The following is a 19,454-nucleotide window of genomic DNA, read 5'->3' as shown; positions in this document are numbered from 1 at the left end:
ACAGCATATTAATACGGGCTGTGTTTTGACAACCTAAATAAAAAAGGTGATTTCTTTTCATCACCTTAATCCGATCCTTGAATGGGGAATCCCGTCGCAATGAGGGAGCGGTTTGCCGCTGCGACTTGTGTTACGTAGTTCGAAGAAAGGACGGATAAATAGAGCTGATACGCGGCTGTTTCATCCGCCTTCATTTCGTCGATGTACGTAAAAGGAATTCCTATGATTTGCCCGCCTGAAGAAAAGAGGTTCCTCTCTTGTCTCTGTGTTTGTATCGATACGCCATTTCTTTGCAGATTGACAGCTAAGACCAATGAGAAATGAGACGCGAGCGGATCTAATTCCACATTTACTTGTATGACGGCATCCGTTTTCACCAATTGATCTGTCGGCGCAGCTATCACTGCGCTTAACACGTTTATCGGTGTTCCTTCTAACGGAATCGTCATTAGTTCTGCTGTATTTTGAAAAGCTACCGCAGGAACCGCTCCCGGCGGACCCTCAGGCCCCGGGGGACCGGGCGGACCGGGCGGACCCGCCTCCCCTTGCGGACCGCGGGAGCCGGCGGGTCCTCTTTTGCCTTCGGGACCTCGCAGCCCGGGTACGCACAAGGCAGATCGATTTTCATCTGAAGACGGAAACCGTTTTTCCGTCCCTGTTTCCGGACTTTCAAGTTCACATGGTAATTGTTCATACCGGCGTTTCATATGTCTGCTCATATATTTGTAAGGTTTCTGTTTCAATATCATGTATTGATTACGGCCGCTGCTCATAATATCACCCCGGCAATATTCTATTCGCATTGAAGTCATCATGTGCAGGCCCTTCCCATTCCTTACAGAAATAAAAAAAGGCAGACCTGAGTCTGCCTTTTTTCTTCTACCATAACCCTAATACTTTCCACCATAATCCGCCGATCACAAGCCATGTCACAATATGGACGATTGACAGGATAAAGCCGATGGACCACCATTTGCTTTGCGAGATATAACCCGCTCCGAAAAAGACCGGAGCCGCTCCTGATCCGTAATGCGTCGTCGAACCGAAAAGGTTGCTGAAAAACGCCAGGCTGAGCGCCGCCAACAGCGGCGGAGCGCCTGCCGCCACGATGACGGCGAGAAATGCCGCATACATGGCGCTGATATGCGCGGTTGCACTCGCAAAGAAGTAATGCGTGTAATAATACACGACAATCAGAATCATAAATGCCACAATCCATGAAAAACCGGAAACAGATGATTTCATCATATCGCTGAACCAAGACACCATGCCGAGCTCATTCAGAAAATTCGCCAGCATCACAAGCGCCGCGAACCAAGTCAGCGTATCCCATGCACCTTGTTCTTTTTTGATGTCCTCCCATGTTAATACCTGTGACAAAAGCAAAACGGATAATCCGATCAGGGCCGTCGTCGTTGCGTCGATATTTAAGCTTCCTCCGAAAATCCACAGCGCAAGCACCAATAAAAAGACGATGACCATGGAGAGTTCGGATTTTTTAAACGGACCCATTTCTTTCAATTTTTCCGTTGCGATTTTAGCCGCGTCCGGTGTTTCTTTAATTTCCGGCGGATACAGCTTATAAATGACGAGCGGCGTAATGATTAAGCTCGCCAATCCCGGTACAATGGCCGCGATTGCCCAGCTTGTCCATGTGATGTCCACCCCTGCGACATCGTGGGCCAGCTTGGCGATCAGCGGGTTCGCCGCCATTGCCGTCAAAAACATCGCAGACGTAATCAAGTTTCCTTGAAAACCGGTTTTTAATAAGAAAGCGCCGATTTTCCGCTCTGTTCCGTCTGCCGGCGTTGATCCGAAAGTTTCGGATAATGATCTGATAATAGGAAAAATAATGCCGCCCGCCCGTGCCGTGTTGCTCGGAATGGCAGGTGATAAAATTAAATCACTGAAAAGCAGTGAATAAGAAAGGCCGAGTGTTTTCTTCCCGAACCGTTGTACGAATACGTAAGAAATCCTGGCGCCGAGCCCGGTTTTGATAAATCCCCGGGAAATAAAAAAGGCGATGACAATCAGCCAGATTGTCTTGTTTCCAAATCCGCTTAACGTATTTTCAATAGATAGCGTTCCCGTTAACGCGGTGACTGCCAATGCAAAAATTGCAATTGCGCCCATTGGCAAGGGCTTGGAGATAAAGCCGATAATTGTTGCGACAAAAATAGCGAACAAATGCCATGCTTTAGGTTCAAGTCCGGACGGCGCGGGAATAAACCAAATGATTAATCCCACAGCAACAGTAATAAGCAAAGGAATGATTTTTACTGCCTGCTGTTTTTTTGCGTCTTTTTCTGAAGCCATTACAGGTCTCCTCCTATTTTGTTGTCTTCCATCCCCTATCCCATTTTACTACTTAACTAAGTTAATAAACGTTTTTGTTAATTAAAAAACACAAAGGAATATTTTCCTTTGTGCTTCTTGTTTATTATTTTAATATACCCGACCCGGCTTTAGATATAACATCTGATTTTACATTTGATGATGAGCCGATGGAACCGTGCAATGACGGTGTCCAGCCGACGGACTGACTTAATCCGTTGGCGGCTGACGCATTAATTGCGGCGCCATTTAAAAGAGTGCCGTCTTCATGAAGCGCTTTTCCGCCGCTGAAGACGCTGATGACTTTATCAGCAGCCAGTCCCGGCACTTCAAAGACATTATTCTGGGCATATATTTTTGACGCGTGGCCCGCGCCCCACGCATAGCTGAACGGGTATGCGGCGCTTTTAGAGCCTGCGTAAAAATTATTATAAATATGAACCTGCCCGTACCGGACCCGCGGTGCGCGCTGAACGATGTTCTGGTAATAGTTATGGTGAATGGTCACCTTCAGTTTTCCTTCATCCGACGTCTTGCTGTCGCTGTTTCCGATGACGGAGCCTTTGTCATGGTCATGATATTTATTATAGGACAATGTAATATAATTCGCCCCGTTGGCTATATCCGTCTGGCCGTCATGGTGCTGATATTTTCTCCCGTAATAGTAAGGAAAACCGCTGTCGGGATTCGATCCGTCATTAAAGGTGCAATGATCGATCCAGATGTGCGTCGCGCCGTTAATGGTGATATTGTCATATTCCGAGTTCCAGTTGCCGCTGCTGCCGTCCGTCGGGTCCCATTGCGGAAAATAGTCGTAAGCGTCTTGAAATTCAATGTTGCGGATGATGACATTGTCGACGCCGTTCTTTATATTAAAACTTCCGCCTGTCACTTTGGCATTTGAACCCGAACCGATGATCGTCGTATTTGAAGGAATGTCAATCACGACCCGTGCTTTCTGGTTTTTTTGAGATCGATGTCTGGCGTCTTCCTGGGTGCCTGACGGCGCTTTTTTCCCCCATTTGTCCGGGTCGTACGCCTTCAGATAAGCGTTGAGATCATATGCCGGATCTTTATAATCATTAAAGCCGAGCGTTTTATTCCGGTCGTCCGTATTCATATTGATTGTGCCTTGTATGTAAATAATCTTCGGCGTGCTGTTGGCGCTTCCCCCTAATGCAGAAACGAGCTGCTGTCTGTTTGATACGGTGTAGACATTCGATGAAGAGGCTTTCGCGCCGCCGGTTGTCCCGCCGGAAGCGGCTCCCCAGCCGTCATTTGTTCCTAACGTCTGCCGTCCCAGGTCAGCGGCATAGACGTCCGCAGGGATCATACATAAACAAACCGCCAGCATAAATAACATTTTTTTCATGAATTGTGCTCCTCCTGATTTTTCATTCCAATTTATTACAATTGAATTCTATCAAATCAGTTGAGAAACGGCACCGAAAATGTACAGCATGTGCCTTTCGGTTTTATTGCGGAAACCGCAAAAAAATCCCAAGGGACCGAAAACCCCTTGGGATCTGTTCAGCTTACGCCCATGATTTTACTTTTTCGTTATCCGTGACAAACAGAAGAACTTTTCCTTCATCTAAGCGCTTTTCAAATTGTGATGCTTCCTCTTCTGAAAAGCCGATTTCGTGAATTTTGTTGCGGAGCTCGTCGCCTTTTTTATTAAACATATTGCCGACCGCGTGTTTAATGCCCGTTTCTTTCGCTCCGATGGTATTGACATCAGTATTATCTGCCAGGCGGTCCGTTCTGTCGTCATCATGAGAAAGCACATATACGTCTTCTTTTGCGACACCCAATTGCTGAAGCTCTTTTACGTCCTGCATCAGTTTTTGATCATTTGTATATTCTCTTACTACCGGTTTCATTGATAAGTCCTCCCTTTTGTTTTTGTATATTGGATGTTTACCCGCTCAACCAAAGGTCAAACAAAAGAAAGAGAGTTCCGGGAAAAAACGGGCAGATTGTCGGTGGATATTTTCCGGCGGGACATGTTACAGTAGGGAAAGCTACATTTTCAGAAAAATAAAAATCTTCATGAGCCGATTAAGCAGGGAGGTGGTTCCTATTCATTACTTTTCACCGGAACAGCGATTTAACGCTTGGGTTGTCAGTGATTTAGTGAAGCAGGTATTCCGCCGGCATACCCGCTGCCCGGATGGAATAAAAGAGCTTACGGTCTTTGCTGAAGATACTTTTCATATTAATATCGATTTCGTTTTCTCTATCATTATCAATATCGGTGATATCGAATCCGTTCTGCCGAAAGAAATTGAAAATAAGCTGGGTTCTTATCTGACCGCGCTTCAGCCCGTCATTACCGCTGACATGCTTCATTCTTCAAAAACGAATGCCTATGAATATTTGGAACATGAGAAAAACACCGATGTGTACCGGTTATTCTTTTAAATACGCATATAAGGAAAGAAGGGCCCTGGCCCTTCTTTTTTTGTTGCCGGCGGACGGTTTGATTTTGTATTCGGGAAATGGTTCGTGTTACATTTGGAACAAACACTCATGTTGAAGGAGGATGCATCATGCCGAAAAATCAGCAGCAGATTCAATTGGCAAGACGCCCCAAAGGCGTTCCCGTCCATGACGATTTCCGCTTTGAAACGATTGCCGTTCCCGAACCGAAAGACGGCGAAGTGCTTGTGAAAACGAGTTATGTGTCCGTTGATCCGTACATGCGCGGACGGATGCAGGATACAAAATCATATGTAGATCCGTTCGCTTTAGATGAAGCCATAACAGGCGGAGTGATTGCCGAGGTTCTGACAGACGGCGATAAGCTGAAAAAAGGAGATGTTGTGATCGGAAATCTCGCATGGCAGGAATATTCAGCCGTCAATGAGTCCGCCCTCCGCAAGTTGGATACGGATATCGCACCCGCCCAGGCGTATCTCGGCATTTTAGGGATGACCGGACTGACCGCTTACTTCGGGCTGCTCGATATCGGCCGTCCGAAAAAGGGCGAAACCGTCGTCGTTTCAGGGGCTGCGGGCGCCGTCGGCTCAACGGTCGGGCAGATTGCCAAAATCAAAGGCGCGCGGGTTGTCGGCATCGCCGGTTCTGACGAAAAAATCGCGTACCTGAAAGAGGAGCTTCAATTTGATGAAGCCATTAATTACAAAACGGCGGATGATATTCAAAAAGCGCTTGAACAGGCATGCCCTGACGGCGTCGATGTCTATTTTGACAATGTCGGCGGACCGATTTCAGATGCGGTGATAAACCTGCTGAATGAATTCGCCCGCATTCCGGTATGCGGAGCGATCTCTTCATATAATACCGAAAGTGAAGAGGAAGACATGGGCCCCCGCGTCCAGCCGAAGCTGATCAAAACAAAAGCGCTGATGCAGGGGTTCATCGTCAGTGATTATGCTGACCGCTTTTCCGAAGGCGCGAAACAATTGGCCGAATGGCTCAAGGACGGAAAGCTTCATTATGAAGAAACGATTACGGAAGGATTCAGCCATATTCCAGACGCCTTTCTCGGCCTGTTTAAAGGAGAAAACAAAGGCAAACAGATCATCAAAGTCAGTGATCTAAGTTAACATGATGATGAAAAAAAGGAGGGCTTTGTCCCCTCCTTTTCTGCTTTTTCGCATCAGCCGCGAAGAATCAAAGTCAGAAAGCCGTCTTCATCAGGCTCCGTATCTTCCAAAGTGAATCCCGCTGCTTGAAAGCAGGCTAAACTGATTTGATTGTCTTTTTCGATGCTTGCCGCCCATTCCCGCACGCCGGTAAACCATGGATCAGTCAGCAGTTTTTGCAAAATCTGTTTTCCGTACCCTTGAAGCTGGTGCAAAGGATTGACGATCAATCCGATATACGCCCGTTCCTCCACAAACTCTATAGAGACCATTCCTGCCGGAAGCTGCCCGTCATATGCCATAATGACAGTATCGTCTTCATCTTTATTCAATCGTGCATACCACGCGTCTAATGGCAGCATCGCATCCATTCTCCGTCTGATGTTATCGTTCTTAAACCAGTGTTCAAGTATTTTCAGCTCACGTTCCTTCAATATTTGAAATCGGTCTATTGAACCCATCTTCCCACTCCCCTGCCCGAACCTTTTCTATTATTTTACAATAAAAAAAGAAGGGCTTCCCGCCCTCCGTTTCTTATTTCTCAGATAATTTTCCGCCTGAATAAACGGCCTCTTTCAGCTCAATTCCGAGTGATTTGGCCATTTTTTTCAGTTTGGATTCTTCCATCGGCGTGACAAGGCTGAGTACGGTTCCCTCTTTACCGGCCCGCCCCGTCCGGCCGGATCTGTGGATATATCCGTCTTCATTCGGGATGTCCGCGTGAATGACGTACGGAAGATCATCGATATCGAGTCCGCGCGCCGCAATGTCAGTCGCCAGAAGCAGCGGAAATTCTCCCCGTTCAAACGCTGATAATATCTTTGCCCGCTCCATTTTTTTCGCTTCTCCATGCAGGATGCCGAGATCCACATGGTGATAGGCGAGTTTTTCCGCATAGACGCTTAAATTTCCGATATCTCTGACAAACACGAGCGCCTGCATGCCGTTCAGGCGTGACAGCTTTTGCAAAAGCTTTACTTTATCCCGCTGATCGCAGACGAGATATTGATGTGTGACGCGCGCTTTTTCCGCCGTATTCCGCTCCACTTTCAAAACGGCCGGTTCATGTGCGATGGCATTCAGCACCTCTTCTGTCTCCGGCTGCAGCGTAGCGGAAAAGCTTAGAAGCTGTCGGTCTTTCAGCGTCGTTTTAATGATTTTTTTCATCGTTTCGCGGTGTTCCTTTGTCACGAGCTGATCCGCTTCATCAAGAACGATCGTCTTGACTTCATGCATTTTCAGCTTTTTCGCCTGAATCAATTCGAGCACCCTGCCCGGTGTGCCTGCAATGATATGCGGTTTATTTTTGAGCTTCTCCACCTGCTTTTTCACGTTCGCCCCGCCGATCAAAGACAAAGCGCGAAGATCGGAGCCTTTTTTCCACTCCTGAATCACTTGAAAAATCTGCATCACAAGCTCGCGGGACGGCGCTAAAATGATCACTTGCGGATGTTTCTGTTCCGGGTTGATCCGCTCCAGAACCGGAAGCGTGTACGCCAATGTTTTTCCCGTTCCCGTCGGGGATTCGGCAATGACGTCTTTCCCTTCCATGATCACCTGAGCGGCTTTTTCCTGAATAACGGTCGGCTCCTGAAAACCTGACGTCTCCCAGTTTTCGGCGATAAATGGTTGTGTATGCTGTAAAAATGGCCATGTTTGGGTCATGTCGTTCTCCTCAATTCTTAAAATCTACTCCATAGTATCTCAAATGCACGCGCCAAACGCAATTTTCTTTTTCCTTCCAAGCCTTTTAACAAACGGTCTCCTCCTTTATAATCATAAATGAGAAAGACACATGATAAAAAAAGCGTGTCTGATAACGATAGAGGTGTAATGATGAGTATTTTATCCGTAAAAGATTTAAGCCACGGCTTCGGTGACCGTGCGCTTTTTAACAATGTATCGTTCCGTCTTTTAAAAGGGGAACACGTCGGCTTAATCGGAGCAAACGGCGAAGGTAAATCAACGTTTATGAATATTATTACCGGAAAGCTTGAGCCTGATGAGGGTAAGGTTGAATGGGCGAAAAACGTGCGTGTCGGCTATCTCGATCAGCATACCGTGCTTGAAAAAGGAAAAACGATCCGCGACGTGCTGAAGGATGCGTTCCATTACTTATTTGCGATGGAAGAAGAAATGAACGAGATTTACAACAAAATGGGCGAAGCGGACCCTGATGAGCTTGAGCAGCTGCTTGAAGATGTCGGTGTCATTCAGGACGCCCTGACAAACAATGATTTCTACGTGATTGACAGCAAAGTTGAAGAAATCGCCCGCGGCCTCGGCCTGCAGGATGTCGGACTTGACCGCGACGTCACTGATTTAAGCGGCGGACAGCGGACAAAAGTGCTGCTCGCCAAGCTGCTTTTGGAAAAACCGGAAATCCTTCTGTTGGACGAACCGACCAACTACCTTGATGAACAGCATATTGAATGGCTGAAACGCTATTTGCAGGAATATGAAAATGCGTTCATCTTAATTTCTCATGACATTCCGTTTTTAAACAGCGTGATCAATTTGATTTATCATGTGGAAAATCAGGAGCTGACCCGTTATGTCGGTGATTATCATCAGTTTATGGAAGTCTACGAAGTGAAAAAACAGCAGCTCGAAGCCGCCTACAAAAAACAGCAGCAGGAAGTGGCTGAGCTGAAAGATTTCGTCGCCCGCAACAAAGCCCGGGTCAGCACGAGAAATATGGCGATGTCCCGTCAGAAAAAGCTTGATAAGATGGATATGATCGAACTGGCGGCCGAAAAACCGAAACCGGAATTCCATTTCAAGCCTGCGAGAACGTCAGGCAAGCTCATTTTTGAAACGAAGGACTTAGTCATCGGCTACGATACTCCGCTTTCACGCCCGCTCAATCTCAGAATGGAGCGCGGACAGAAAGTCGCCCTGTACGGCGCAAACGGCATCGGGAAAACGACGCTGTTAAAAAGCCTGCTCGGTGAAATCCAGCCGCTGGAAGGCACGGTGGAGCGCGGCGAGCATCAATACACGGGCTATTTCGAGCAGGAAGTGAAAGAAACCAATAACAATACGTGCATCGAAGAAGTGTGGAGCGAATTTCCTTCCTTTACCCAGTACGAAATCCGCGCCGCCCTCGCCAAATGCGGCCTGACGACCAAACACATTGAAAGCCGCGTCTCCGTTCTCAGCGGAGGAGAAAAAGCGAAGGTCAGACTGTGCAAGCTGATCAATTCAGAAACAAATCTACTTGTGCTTGACGAACCGACAAACCACCTGGATGTCGATGCGAAAGAAGAGCTGAAACGCGCGCTGAAAGAATACAAAGGCTCCATTCTGCTGATTTCCCACGAACCCGAGTTTTACTTGGATATCGCGACGGAAACATGGAATTGTGAGTCTTGGACGACGAAAGTGCTGTAAACACAAAAAGGAACTCCCGCCTGTGCGGAAGTTCCTTTTTTTCTTAATGTCCGGCTTTTATTCCGGCGAGATGTTTGCGTCCCATGAGAAGGACAAGCATGCCGACAAAAACGACGATCCCGCCTACTGTATATGGAGTGCTTGCGGTGAAGTGTTCTGACAGCATTCCCGCAATCCACGGAGCGAGCGCACCGCCGATAAAGCGGACTGAGCTGTAGGCTGAAGACGCGATTGAACGTTCAACCGGCGCAGCACCCATCACAGCGGTTGTCATGATCGTATTCACCATACCGAGAACGGCACCGGCAACAACGATACATGTAATGATCAACGTCTGATGGTCAGTCCAGACCCCCATAATAACGAGAATGGCCGCAAAGGCGATAAAGAGAACGACGAGCGAACGCACTGTGCCCAGCGCTTTGTGCACGAGCGGCGCCGTAAAGACTGACGTAATTGCCAGCAGAAGGCCCCAGCCGAAGAAGACATATCCAAGACCGTGTTCATCTAAATCCAGCACGAACGGAGAATAAGCAAGCAAAATAAAAAATCCAAAGTTGTATAAGAATGCAGATACTGCCATTGTCAAAAGGCCTTTATATTTGAGCGCCTTCATCGCATCAAACACACCGACGCGTTTCGCCGGTTTCGGCAGCTTCGGCAGCATGAGTGAAATCGCGCAAAGCGCTATAAACATCAGGACAGACACTCCGAAGAACGGAGCGCGCCATGAAATGCTGCCCAGCTCTCCGCCGGCAAGCGGCCCGACGGAAATTCCCAGTCCGAGCGCGGCCTCATACAGAATAATAGCTTTGGCGCTGCCGCCGACAGATACACCGACGATGACGGCAAGCGCGGTTGAAATAAAGAGAGCATTCCCAAGTCCCCAGCCGCCGCGATAGCCGACAAGCTGAGCGATTGAACTTGAGCTTCCGCCGAGAGCGGCAAACACGATGATAAAAATAAGTCCGAGAAGCAGCGTCCATTTTGCGCCGATCCGGCTGGAAATCGCGCCGGAGAAAAACATCATAAAACCGGTAACGAGCAAATAACTTGTAAATAACAGAGATACTTCACTAGGTGAAGCATGTAATTGTGCGGCGATCGCCGGAAGAATCGGATCGACAAGACCGATTCCCATAAAGGAAATCACACAGGCAAACGCAACCGCCCAAACGGCTTTCGGCTGGCTGAATAAGCCTGTTTTCTGCTGTGATGATGTATCCATTTGACCAGACCTCCTGTTTCATCCATTAAAAGAAACGCTATATCCATAGCGTTTACAGCAAAATCATTCGATTGATTGAATGGCGCGGTCAGCTTGTTCTTTCATTCCGTTAAGGCGCGTTTTAAAATGCTGAAATGTGCTGATCTTCTCATCAATCATCTCAAGCTGGTGGTTCAAAGCGTGCTGAATCTCTTCCAGCTTTTCTTTCCGTTCCTTCGGATCCAGTGACAACAAGTACCCCTCTTTGTTTAATTCCAGCTGACGGCTCATCTCCATAAACTGCTGAAGCTCCTGAAGGGAAAAACCGAGCACTTCTTTTGTGCTGGTGACTTTTTCGAGCTCTTCCATATCATCTTCAGAGTAAAGCCGGACGCCGCCTTCTGTCCGTTTAGGAGCAGGAATCAAACCAATCTCCTCGTAAAAACGAATGGTTCGTTTTGTCAGTCCGCTTCGCTTGGCAACTTGATCAATCTTCATCCATTCCAAGGTGAATCCCCCTCTTGTCGTATCTGTTTCTATTATACACCATTTGAACATTAACGTAAACGTAAACTTTCTATGCCGGATAAACTTGGCTTGGACGGAACCTTTGTCTTTAAAGCGCCGGGAGACATTTGTTTAAAACAAAAAGCCGGTATGACCCGCCATCTTCTCGGGGGTCGTACCGGCTTTTCTTAATTCTCAAGTTCTTCAATCATCAGTGACAATTCGGTCCAGCGTTCCATCGCCGCTTCAAGCTCTTCAGCCGTTTTTGCCTGTTCGGCCATCAGTTCTTGTATCTTTCCGAAATCACTTCCCGCTTCAGCGATTTCCGCTTCCAGACGCTGATGCTTTTCTTCAAGGCCGGCGATTTTGTCTTCGATGCCGTCCCATTCGATCTGATCCTTGTACGAAAGCTTTTTGCGCTTTTTCTTCGGCTCTTCTTCCGCCTTTTTTTCTTCGGCCGGCTGTTTTACCGCCGTCTTCTTCGCTTTTGCTTGTTCCATGTATTCACTGTACGAACCTTGGAAACGGGAAATGATGCCGTGTCCTTCAAATACAATCAGGCGGTCCACGACGCGGTCAAGGAAATAGCGGTCATGGGATACAGTGATGACGACGCCCGGGAACTGTTCGATATAATCCTCGAGCACGCTTAATGTTTCTGTGTCCAGATCATTGGTCGGTTCATCTAAAAACAGCACATTCGGCTCCTGCATCAGTACATTCAGCAAGTACAGACGGCGCTTTTCCCCGCCCGACAGCTTTCTGATATATGTCTGCTGCATCGGACGCGGGAACAGAAAACGCTCAAGCATTTGTTCCGCGGTGATGACATCGCCTTCCGCCGTTTTGACGATTTCAGCCGTCTCTTTTATATAGTCAATGACTTTCATATCACCGTTCATTTCGCTGTGATCCTGGGTGTAGTAGCCGATCCGGACCGTCTGCCCGATGGTGATATTACCGCTGTCAGGCTGAATTCTGCCGGCGAGGCTGTTTAAAAGTGTCGTTTTCCCGATTCCGTTCGGCCCGATGATGCCGATTCGTTCCCCCGGGATGACAAGCTCATTAAACTGGCTGATCAGCGCTTGGCCGTTATAGGTAATGGCGACGTTATCGGCTTCGATTACTTGTTTTCCGAGACGGTGGGAACCGATCGCGAAATCGAGTGATCCGGAGACTGCCGGCCCTTTTTGCTCCTTGAGCGCCTCCGCTCTGTCCACTCTCGCTTTTTGTTTCGTCGAGCGCGCTTTCGCTCCTCTTCTGAGCCACGCCAATTCGCGGCGCAGGAGGTTTTGACGTTTTGTTTCTTTCTGCTCCGCCAGCGCTTCCCGTTCGGCCCGTTTTTCCAGGAATACTTCATAGTTTCCTTTATACGTATAAAGGCTGCCTCTCTCAAGCTCGTAAATTCTGTTCGTCACCCTGTTCAGAAAATATCTGTCGTGCGTGACAAGCATAACGGCGCCCGGATATTGCGATAAGTAGCCTTCCAGCCATTCAATCGTTTCATTGTCCAAGTGGTTTGTCGGTTCATCTAAAATGAGCAGGTCAGCCGGCTGGATGATGTTTTTCGCAATCGCGACGCGCTTTCTCTGGCCGCCGGACAGCTCACTGACATCCTTCATCAGATCGGTGACGCCAAGTTTGGTTAAAACCGTTTTGGCTAACGTATTCGCCTCCCACGCATCATTCGCGTCCATTTGGGCCTGCGCATCAAGCAGGTGTTTCTGGCGCTGGTCATTTTCCGGTTCTTCATTCAGCGCCTGAAGCGCTTTTTCGTATTCTCTCATCGTTCTCATGACGGCTGATCCGCCGGAATAAATATGTTCAAGAACGGTTTGTCCGGCCGGAAGCTCAGGGTCCTGATGCAAAAACTCAATATGCACGTTTCCTGAAGACGTAATCTCGCCTTCCTCCGTTGATTCAAGGCCGGCAATGGTTTTCAGAAGCGTAGACTTCCCCGTTCCGTTCGGGCCGATTAAACCGATTCTTTCATTCTCTTCAATATGAAAGGAGATATGGTCGAATAATGTCTTATCTCCGTATGTTTTATAAAGGTTTTCCGCTTTTATGATGCTCATGGTTCCTATCAATCCTCACGTAAGTTCATGTGTTCATTTTAAATCAGGCGCTGGAATAAAACTAGTAAAAGGACAGACAAATTTCCTGGAAGAGATCATTTTGTCCGAAGAATGTTTCCGCCTCTCCTTTTATACACTGGAGGGGAAGAGGTGATGACATGATCAGCGTCAGTTTGTGCGTTATCGTGAAAAATGAAGAGGAAGTGCTTGCGGGCTGTCTTGATTCCGTCAAAGACATTGCGGATGAAATTGTGATTGCTGATACGGGCTCGACCGACCGGACGAAAGAAATCGCGGCCCGTTATACGGATAAGATTTATGATTTTGAATGGATCGATCACTTTGCGGCCGCCCGTAATTTTGTGTTTTCGAAAGCGGAAATGGATTATATTCTGTGGCTGGACGCCGACGATATGCTGACGGAAAAGGACCGTGAAAAGCTGATTGAACTAAAGGCGTCGCTTTCAAAAGAGGTGGACGCGGTATCCATGTATTATCACGTCGGCTTTGATGATCGGGGAGAGGTCAGCTTCAGATACCGCCGCAACCGACTCGTCAAGCGTGAAAAAGGATTCCGCTGGATCGGAGCCGTGCATGAGTATCTTGAAGTATACGGAAACATCATAGAAACCGATATTGCCGTCACACACCGGAAATCCGAGAAAAAGCACTCGCCTCCCTCAGACCGCAACTTGAAGATTTATGAGAAAATGGCGGAAAACAGTGAAACGATGACACCGCGCGATTTGTTTTACTTCGCGAATGAATTAAAGGATCACGGCCAGTATCAGCGCGCCATCACGTATTATCACCATTTTCTTTCCACAAAACAGTGCTGGATCGAAGACGAGATCAGAACGTGCCAATATCTATCCGATTGCTACAGAGCGGTCGGCCATGAAGAGGCCGCCATGACGTCTCTCTTAAAATCATTTCTGATCGATTGTCCGCGGCCGGAGTTCTGCTGCAGGCTCGGCGACTATTTTGCGGAGAAACGGCAATACCGGCAGGGCGTGTTTTGGTATGAGCTCGCCCTATCCGCCAAAAGCAGTGATGCAGGCTTTACCCAGCTCGAATATTCCACCTGGTACCCCCATCTGCAGCTCTGCGTCTGCCACTGGCAGCTCGGCGACAAAGAAAAAGCGAAGATTCATAACGACAAAGCCGCCTCCTATCATCCGTCACATCCGAGTGTCCTGTATAATCAAAACGTGCTCGGCACATAACAACGAAAATAAGAGCTGCCCCGTATGCAGGGCAGCTCTTTATTGATTACGCTGTCGGAATTCCTCCGCTGACACTGTAAATTTGGGATGTCACATAGCTCGATTCTTCTGAGGCCAAAAAGACATAAATCCCTGCCAGCTCCGCCGGCTGTCCGGCACGCTGTAATGGAACGGCCGGTGTTTCCTTGCCGAATTTCGGAATGTTTTCACCGGGCTGTCCTCCTGAAATCTGCAGCGGTGTCCAGATCGGCCCCGGCGCTACCGAGTTGACTCTGATTCCTTTATTCGCCAGCTGCTTTCCTAGGCCGACGGTAAAACCGATAATGGCATGTTTCGTCGCGGCATAATCCAACAGCATCGGGCTTGGATTATACCCTTCTACGGACGTTGTCGTGATAATAGACGCGCCTTCCGGCAGATACGGAAGCGCGGCTTTGACGAGCCAATACAGTGAGAATACGTTGACTTCAAATGTTTGATAGATTTGTTCTGTAGTAAGATCGCTGATATCATCCACTGCCTGCTGTTTGCCGGCGACAAGAGCGAGCGTGTCAAGACCGCCAAGCTCTTGATACGCTTTTTCCGCCAATTCTCCGCAAAACGCTTCATCGCTTAAATCTCCCGGCAGCAGAACGGCTTTTCTTCCCTCTTTTTCAATTAACGCTTTCACTTCTTCTGCATCCGGCTGTTCCTCAGGCAGATAGTTAATGGCCACATCCGCCCCTTCCCGGGCATAAGCAATTGCGGCGGCCCGGCCGATACCTGAATCGCCGCCGGTGACGAGGGCTTTTCTTCCCTTCAGCTTGCCGGCTCCTTTATAGCTTGTTTCACCGCAGTCCGGCACAGGCTTCATCTCTTTCTGCAAACCGGGCGGTTCTTGATATTGTTTTGGAAATTCATCATGATCATATTTCGTCAGCGGGTTGTGCAGATTTGCATCAGACATACAAGACTCTCCTTTATCATTGGTGATGTATTCGTATGTGTACCCCTTTAGCATGACGGATCAAACGTGTAAGTGCAGTTTCCGATTGATAAGGGAAAACAAAAAAGGAGCCCGTAAGCTCCCTTTTTTTATGATTCTCCGAGCACGTTTTCAGCCATTTTCGCTAAATGCTGGGCGCTTCCTGAAATCTCCTGCATCGTGGCAGAAATTTGTTCTACCGCCGCCGCTTGGCCGTCCGTGTTCTGGTTGATGGATTCAATTGAGTCCTCCAGCCCTTTCAGCAGGCTGTGGATTTTTTTCGTAATCTGGTCAATTTGGCCGACATTGTCTTTTGAATGAGTGGCAAGCTTGCGGATCTCATCCGCCACCACGGAAAAGCCCTTGCCGGATTCTCCTGCTCTCGCGGCTTCAATGGCCGCATTCAAACCGAGCAGATTGCTTTGATCCGAGATGCCCTTGACAGTGACGGAAATGTCGGCGATTTCTCCCGCGCTTTCACTGACTTGTTTCGCCTGAGCGGAAATTCCGGTCATCTGTGCTGAGAAACCGCTGATAGATTCTGAGATATCCGCGATCGCCGAAGCGGTCTGTTCCACGACGGCGGACAGGCTTTCAGCGACATCATGAAGCTTGGCTGATTTTTCAAGGCTCGTGCCGAGACCGACGCCGCCGATGACTTTTCCGTTTTCATCATGAAGCGGAATCGCTCTGGCGATCAGCGGAAATCCGAACAGCTCTTTCGGCACCATGCTTGTCTTCTTCTGATTCATGCGGATCGCGTCTGTAATGATGTCCCCTTTTTGCAGCGGATCTCCCGGCTTTACATTAAGAGAAAACGTTTTAGCCGGAATATTCACGATTAATTTTTCTGTATCATAAATTCCGATGGTGATGTCATCTTGGATCAGGCTGTTTAAAAAAGGCGCAACTTTGACAAAAGCGTCAAGCAGGCTGTGCGTTTGCTGCTCCGTCTGTATACTCATTTCTTTCACTCCTTCTTAATATGGGAATTGACGTTTTTCATGCTGAACCGAAATCCATTTCAGCGTGGTGAATTCTTCAAGACTCCATTCGCCATTCAGCCTGCCGAGACCTGATTGTTTCTCGCCGCCGAACGCGACATTCGGTTCATCATTAATGGTCGTATCGTTGACGTGAATCATGCCGGTTTCGATCCGCTTAGCAAACTCAACGCCCCGCTCCACGTTTGCCGTATGCACGGCTCCGCTTAAACCGAACGGTGTCGCGTTTGCGATGCTTACCGCTTCATCCTCCGTTTCAAACGGCATGATGCAGACGGCCGGTCCGAACAGCTCCTCCTTCGCGATGCTCATCTCAGGTTTCACATCTTTTAAAATGACGGGCTCAGCGACCGTTCCGCTGAATCGGCCGGACAGCACCGGAACCGCTCCCTCTTCTATCGCTTTTTCGACAGACCGTCTCAGGCCTTCCGCCTGTCTCTCATTGATTAAAGGACCGATAACCGTATCAGGGTCCATCGGATCGCCGACTTTCAGCGATGACACTTTCGCTTCGTAAAGCTCTGTAAATTTGTCATATACAGATGTGTGAACGAGCACGCGGTTCGCCGACATACAGATCTGGCCTTGATGCGTAAACCGGCTGAATACGGCCGCATTGACGGCGTATTCAAGATCAGCATCCTCAAGCACGATCAGCGCGCTGTTTCCGCCAAGCTCCAACAGCGGTTTTTTAAAGTGTTTGACCGCAAGCTGTCCGATATAGCTGCCCACTCCGGTTGAGCCTGTAAATGAGATTATCCGCGGCACGGGATGCTCAACAAAGCTGTCGCCGATCTCCCCGATATCCGTCACGATGACATTCAGCAGCCCATCCGGTACGCCGGCCGCTTCAAAAATTTTCGCGATAAGCGTTCCGCCGCAGATCGGCGTTTCTTCATGAGGCTTCAGCACGACGCCGTTCCCCGCGCCGAGTGCCGGCGCAACAGATTTCATCGAAAGGAAAAACGGGAAATTAAACGGGCTGATCACCCCCACGACTCCGGCGGGTATTCTGTACAGCCTGTTTTCTTTTCCGTCAATCGTGGACGGGAGAATTTTCCCTTCCATCCGCACCGGAAATGTTGCGGCTTCTTTTATCATATTTTTGACAAGTCCGATTTCAAACTCAGCCTTCAGCCGTGTTCCGCCAAGCTCCTCCATGATTAAGTAAATAATCGCTTCTTCGTGCTCTTCAATGAAAGAAACGGCTTTTTCCAAAATGGCCCGCTTTTTAAAAGGGTTTACTTTGTCCCATTCTTGTTTCGCAAGAGCCGCGGCGCGATATGCCGCATCCACGTCATCAGGCGTCGCTTTTCGGAATGAGGTGATGACTTTTTGAGTATAAGGATTTCTGTTTTCCAATACGTTCCGGCTGCTTCCATCCCTCCATCGGCCGCCGATAAACTGCTTATTTAGTTCTTCATATTGAAACATGTAAACATCTCCCTTTCACCGAAACTTGAAATTAGTTGATGAGTCATCTTTTGTATCGGTCTTAAGGTGAGAAAATTGAACTATTTCACAATAAAATTCCCTTTCCTTCCGTGCATCGACGCTTTTTAGCTTTGTCCTTTTAAAGTGGAAAATTCTTTAATTGACTGCGAGAAATTTCGACAATATAATACAAACGTCAGTGTATATAATGATAAGAATATTATGAATTTTCAGGAGGACCCATATGTCTTTACTATTTCGGAAAAAGCCGCTGGCCGACTTAAAGGCCCAGAGCAAACAGACCAGCCTGTCCTGCTCGTTAAGCGCTTTTGACTTGGTTTTGCTCGGAATCGGCTGTGTTGTCGGCACGGGGATTTTTGTGATTACCGGGACTGTGGCCGCGACAGGCGCAGGACCGGCTTTGATTCTGTCGTTTGTGCTCGCGGGCCTTGCCTGCGCGCTCGCCGCGTTTTGTTATGCGGAATTTTCTTCATCCATTCCGATTTCAGGCAGCGTATATACGTATTCATATGTCACTCTCGGGGAGTGTCTCGCGTTTTTAATCGGATGGGACTTAATGCTTGAATATGTTATCGCGCTCGCCGCCGTCGCAACCGGCTGGTCATCTTATTTCCAGTCGCTTCTTGCAGGCTTCGGGCTGCATCTTCCGGAGGCGCTGACCGCCGCACCCGGCAGCAAAACGGGTGCCGTGTTCAACCTGCCGGCCGTTATCATTATTTTGGTCATTACCGCGATTGTTTCAAGGGGCGTGAAAGAAAGCACCCGCTTTAACAATGTCATTGTATTGATGAAAATTGCGATCATTCTGCTGTTTATCGTCGTCGGTTTCGGCTACGTGAAACCGGAAAACTGGTCTCCGTTTATGCCGTTCGGAATGAAAGGCGTCATCACGAGCGCCGCGACCGTTTTCTTCGCGTATCTCGGATTTGATGCCGTGTCAAACGCGTCGGAAGAAGTGAAAAACCCGCAGAAATCAATGCCTGTCGGAATCATCGGCGCGCTTGCCATCTGCACCGTTCTTTACATTACGGTATCGCTCGTCCTGACAGGAATGCTTTCGTACACCAAGCTGAATGTCGGAGATCCGGTATCTTTCGCGCTCCAATTTGTCGGCCAGAACAAAATAGCAGGCATTATTTCCGTCGGCGCGATTATCGGGATTACAACGGTCATGCTCGCTCTGCTTTACGCTCAGGTGCGCCTTACATTTGCGATGAGCAGAGACGGCCTTTTGCCCCGCATGTTTTCCAAGGTTCACCCGCGTTTTAAAACACCGTTTCAAAACACATGGGTGACGGGGATCGTTGCCGCCGGGATCGCAGGTTTTATTGATCTGGGAACCTTGGCGCATCTCGTCAATATGGGAACCTTGGCGGCCTTTACGGTCATTGCGATCGCCGTCATCGTTTTAAGAAAGAAACATCCGGAGATCAAATCTTCCTTCCGTGTTCCTTTCGTGCCTTTTGTGCCGATCATCAGCGCATGCTTATGCCTGTATCTCGCAAGCAGCCTGCCGGGCGTGACATGGCTCGCCTTTGTCATCTGGATCGCCGCCGGGATCGTCGTTTATATGATGTATTCGAGAAAACACAGTTTGTTAAATTAATAAAAAGGGAGGCTCTTTTTTCTGTTTGAGAAAGAAGAGCCTTTTTTGCACTTGATAATTCATTCACCT

17 protein-coding genes are annotated in these 19,454 nt (G+C 48.4%); 5 read left to right on the top strand and 12 right to left on the bottom strand.

The window, feature by feature from the left end:
• Positions 1–65 precede the first annotated feature (65 nt).
• The 4 genes from ACWJJ5_RS16660 to ACWJJ5_RS16645 all read right to left on the bottom strand — a co-directional run bounded on the left by ACWJJ5_RS16660 (position 66) and on the right by ACWJJ5_RS16645 (position 4,217).
• Positions 66–773: a hypothetical protein gene (locus ACWJJ5_RS16660; protein WP_043866907.1), complete on the bottom strand. Its 708-nt coding sequence runs from the start codon at positions 771–773 to the stop codon at positions 66–68.
• A 106-nt stretch (positions 774–879) separates the two neighbouring features.
• Positions 880–2,316 carry an anion permease gene (locus tag ACWJJ5_RS16655; protein WP_015417012.1) on the bottom strand — a complete coding sequence of 479 codons (1,437 nt, stop codon included), beginning with the start codon at positions 2,314–2,316 and terminating at the stop codon, positions 880–882.
• A gap of 124 nt (positions 2,317–2,440) precedes the next feature.
• Positions 2,441–3,706 carry a pectate lyase family protein gene (locus ACWJJ5_RS16650; protein ID WP_454022554.1) on the bottom strand — a complete coding sequence of 422 codons (1,266 nt, stop codon included), beginning with the start codon at positions 3,704–3,706 and terminating at the stop codon, positions 2,441–2,443.
• Between the two features lie 163 nt (positions 3,707–3,869).
• Positions 3,870–4,217, bottom strand: a complete 348-nt coding sequence (locus tag ACWJJ5_RS16645) for a general stress protein (RefSeq protein ID WP_003155650.1) — start codon at positions 4,215–4,217, stop codon at positions 3,870–3,872.
• A gap of 190 nt (positions 4,218–4,407) precedes the next feature.
• Between ACWJJ5_RS16645 and ACWJJ5_RS16640 the strand changes: the two genes are divergently transcribed.
• Together ACWJJ5_RS16640 and ACWJJ5_RS16635 are read left to right on the top strand one after the other, a co-directional pair.
• Positions 4,408–4,758 (top strand): DUF3212 family protein, encoded by a 351-nt coding sequence (locus ACWJJ5_RS16640; protein WP_050515827.1) that lies wholly within the window; start codon positions 4,408–4,410, stop codon positions 4,756–4,758.
• A 128-nt stretch (positions 4,759–4,886) separates the two neighbouring features.
• Positions 4,887–5,906, top strand: coding sequence for an NADP-dependent oxidoreductase (locus ACWJJ5_RS16635; protein WP_454022553.1), 1,020 nt, complete (start codon positions 4,887–4,889; stop codon positions 5,904–5,906).
• Positions 5,907–5,959: 53 nt separating this feature from the next.
• Here ACWJJ5_RS16635 and ACWJJ5_RS16630 read toward each other — a convergent pair whose 3' ends face one another.
• Positions 5,960–6,406, bottom strand: a complete 447-nt coding sequence (locus ACWJJ5_RS16630) for a GNAT family N-acetyltransferase (RefSeq protein ID WP_063174325.1) — start codon at positions 6,404–6,406, stop codon at positions 5,960–5,962.
• 73 nt (positions 6,407–6,479) lie between these two features.
• Positions 6,480–7,610, bottom strand: coding sequence for a DEAD/DEAH box helicase (locus ACWJJ5_RS16625; RefSeq protein WP_146276308.1), 1,131 nt, complete (start codon positions 7,608–7,610; stop codon positions 6,480–6,482).
• Positions 7,611–7,781: 171 nt separating this feature from the next.
• Between ACWJJ5_RS16625 and ACWJJ5_RS16620 the strand changes: the two genes are divergently transcribed.
• Positions 7,782–9,338, top strand: coding sequence for an ABC-F family ATP-binding cassette domain-containing protein (locus ACWJJ5_RS16620; protein ID WP_173613120.1), 1,557 nt, complete (start codon positions 7,782–7,784; stop codon positions 9,336–9,338).
• A gap of 43 nt (positions 9,339–9,381) precedes the next feature.
• Here the strand turns inward: ACWJJ5_RS16620 and ACWJJ5_RS16615 are convergent, their stop codons facing one another.
• From ACWJJ5_RS16615 to ACWJJ5_RS16605, 3 genes are all read right to left on the bottom strand, one after another.
• Positions 9,382–10,566, bottom strand: a complete 1,185-nt coding sequence (locus tag ACWJJ5_RS16615; protein WP_094247169.1) for an MFS transporter — start codon at positions 10,564–10,566, stop codon at positions 9,382–9,384.
• 63 nt (positions 10,567–10,629) lie between these two features.
• A complete protein-coding gene (locus ACWJJ5_RS16610; protein WP_017419084.1) occupies positions 10,630–11,052 on the bottom strand; it encodes a MerR family transcriptional regulator in 423 nt (140 codons plus the stop codon).
• A 188-nt stretch (positions 11,053–11,240) separates the two neighbouring features.
• Positions 11,241–13,130 carry an ABC-F family ATP-binding cassette domain-containing protein gene (locus ACWJJ5_RS16605; RefSeq protein ID WP_167859969.1) on the bottom strand — a complete coding sequence of 630 codons (1,890 nt, stop codon included), beginning with the start codon at positions 13,128–13,130 and terminating at the stop codon, positions 11,241–11,243.
• A gap of 158 nt (positions 13,131–13,288) precedes the next feature.
• On the opposite strand from ACWJJ5_RS16605, the gene ACWJJ5_RS16600 reads away from it, so the two are divergent.
• Positions 13,289–14,356: a tetratricopeptide repeat-containing glycosyltransferase family 2 protein gene (locus ACWJJ5_RS16600; RefSeq protein WP_014304590.1), complete on the top strand. Its 1,068-nt coding sequence runs from the start codon at positions 13,289–13,291 to the stop codon at positions 14,354–14,356.
• A 46-nt stretch (positions 14,357–14,402) separates the two neighbouring features.
• On the opposite strand, the gene ACWJJ5_RS16595 is transcribed toward ACWJJ5_RS16600, so the two are convergent.
• The 3 genes from ACWJJ5_RS16595 to ACWJJ5_RS16585 form a co-directional block, all read right to left on the bottom strand.
• Complete coding sequence (locus ACWJJ5_RS16595; protein WP_014304589.1) at positions 14,403–15,302, bottom strand: SDR family oxidoreductase; 900 nt, start codon at positions 15,300–15,302, stop codon at positions 14,403–14,405.
• A gap of 128 nt (positions 15,303–15,430) precedes the next feature.
• A complete protein-coding gene (locus ACWJJ5_RS16590; RefSeq protein WP_369719111.1) occupies positions 15,431–15,835 on the bottom strand; it encodes a methyl-accepting chemotaxis protein in 405 nt (134 codons plus the stop codon).
• Positions 15,836–16,300: 465 nt separating this feature from the next.
• Positions 16,301–17,758, bottom strand: a complete 1,458-nt coding sequence (locus tag ACWJJ5_RS16585; protein ID WP_033574964.1) for an aldehyde dehydrogenase family protein — start codon at positions 17,756–17,758, stop codon at positions 16,301–16,303.
• 244 nt (positions 17,759–18,002) lie between these two features.
• Between ACWJJ5_RS16585 and ACWJJ5_RS16580 the strand changes: the two genes are divergently transcribed.
• Positions 18,003–19,385, top strand: a complete 1,383-nt coding sequence (locus ACWJJ5_RS16580) for an amino acid permease (RefSeq protein ID WP_454022552.1) — start codon at positions 18,003–18,005, stop codon at positions 19,383–19,385.
• Positions 19,386–19,454: the final 69 nt, after the last annotated feature.

The organism is Bacillus sp. JK74, assembly GCF_053663395.1.
This window is presented reverse-complemented; position numbering and strand designations above follow the sequence as displayed.